3 protein-coding genes are annotated in these 1916 nt (G+C 42.2%); 1 reads left to right on the forward strand and 2 read right to left on the reverse strand.

The genetic code is table 11. The annotated features are described in order from the left end of the window. On the reverse strand, positions 1 to 543 hold a 543-nt coding region (locus VE944_RS10080), incomplete at its 3' end, for a Uma2 family endonuclease (protein ID WP_324976035.1). 161 nt (positions 544 to 704) lie between these two features. Here VE944_RS10080 and VE944_RS10085 point away from each other — a divergent pair. Further along, entirely contained in the window at positions 705 to 956 is a 252-nt protein-coding gene (locus tag VE944_RS10085; RefSeq protein ID WP_324976037.1) for a hypothetical protein, read from the forward strand. Here VE944_RS10085 and VE944_RS10090 read toward each other — a convergent pair. Beyond that, on the reverse strand, positions 911 to 1916 hold a 1006-nt coding region (locus tag VE944_RS10090; protein ID WP_324976039.1), incomplete at its 5' end, for an ABC transporter ATP-binding protein. The genes VE944_RS10085 and VE944_RS10090 overlap by 46 nt on opposite strands.

Genomic DNA, 1916 nt, shown 5'->3' on the forward strand with positions numbered 1-1916 from the left:
AAACTGTTTACCACGATATTCACCCTCATCACTTAAAGAGTAAATTGTGATTGTTGGCTGTTTGGGGTCGCCTATCAATTCTTTGCTACCCAAAGCAGCATAATCCACAATCCAATATTCTTGAATACCCATTTCTTCATAATCGGCAAACTTTTTATGATAATCATCTCTCCAGTTAGTACTGACCACTTCAATCACTAATGGAATTGAATCTGGTTTACTAAGAATAGATTGTTTCTGGCATAATGGTTCATTACCCAAGTTAGAAAAATTCATTAATAAAACATCAGGATAGTACCCTGACATTTTATTTTCTGGCTTCACCGTTGCGGTTTTAGGTATACCGTAATAGAGTTTAAGACGAAGACACTCATACCCTAACATCATTGTTAAAAATGCTACTATTTGCTCGTGTTTGCCTGATGGTGGCGGCATTTGAATAATATCTCCGTCGTGTAATTCATAACGAATGTTTTCCGGTTGTGTTTCTAAAAACTCTAAATATTCATCAAATGTAAATAGTTTTTGTAGTGATTGAATCATTATTTCATCCTGATTATGGATATAAACACTTCTCACTGCTGTAACCTGAAAATTAAGTGTTAATGGGGTGTAGCGATCAAAGGTGAAAGTAAATCGGCATGGACGCGCCAAGGTTCTTACTCAGCAAGAGATATAGCAAATTTTCGCTATTGGGTTAACAAATGACCGCGATGGCTACGCCCGCCGCAGGCATCGCACGACGCAAGGGCAAGGTCAGAGTTACGGTCAAAAATTGGATTAACGGCGGTGTGGTGATGATTCTGGATGCGATCGCTAATCTATCCCTCGCCACCAATTACAGCGATTGCCCCTACACCCCGTCACAGCGATCGCACACAAAACAATTATATTTTACACTCCGAAGCGCTTATAATATTCTGTCCCCAGTTTTGGGATCAAATACGAATAGATAATTTAAATCAAGTTGTAGAGAAAGGCGATCGCCTGGACGCGGACGCACATCCCCGCCCACCTGAATATTCAAGACTACCGCCGAACCAGGTAAACCAGCACGAATCAAAGTTTCCCTTCCCAAAGGTTCCACCACTTTAACTTCCACAATCAACTGACTCTCATTTACTTCTTGGCAAGTTGGCGGTAGCCTGCGGCAATCCGTTCGCGTAGCGTCTCGTAGAGAAGCGTCTACGTTAATAAAAATATGCTCTGGACGAATCCCCAAATCATAACTGTGTCCCTGACGCAACTGTAATTTCTCTTTCACAACTGCTGGAATTATTAATAACTGTCCACTTACATCAAAACCATTATTTTCATAGATGGCAGGCAAAATATTCATTGGTGGACTGCCTAAAAAAGTTGCCACCATCTGATTAGCAGGACTTGCATAAATAGTTTGGGGATCGCCAATTTGTTGAATCCGTCCGCGATTTAGCACGACAATTTTATCAGCCAGAGTCATCGCTTCGACTTGATCGTGAGTGACGTAGATTGTTGTAATGCCTAATTCGTGATGTAGCTGTTTCAATTCTGCCCTTGTATCATCGCGTAATTGGGCATCTAAATTAGATAAAGGTTCATCAAGTAAAAACACTTGTGGTTCACGAGCGATCGCTCTTCCTAATGCTACCCGTTGTTGCTGTCCCCCGGAAAGTTGTTTCGGCTTACGATCCAGCAAGTGATCTAGAGAAAGCGATCGCGCCACATTCATCACGCGTTCTTGAATGATTTTTTGGTCAACCTTCCGCATTTGCAAGCCAAAGCCGATGTTTTCCGCCACACTCATGTGAGGATAGAGAGCGTAGTTTTGGAATACCATCGCCACATCCCGTTGTCTGGCTGGGATATTATTCACCAAGCGATCGCCAATATAGAGTTTGCCAGATGTAGCGGTTTCTAAACCAGCGATCGTTCGC

This window comes from Nostoc sp., assembly GCF_035638895.1.
Taxonomy (GTDB): Bacteria; Cyanobacteriota; Cyanobacteriia; order Cyanobacteriales; family Nostocaceae; genus Nostoc.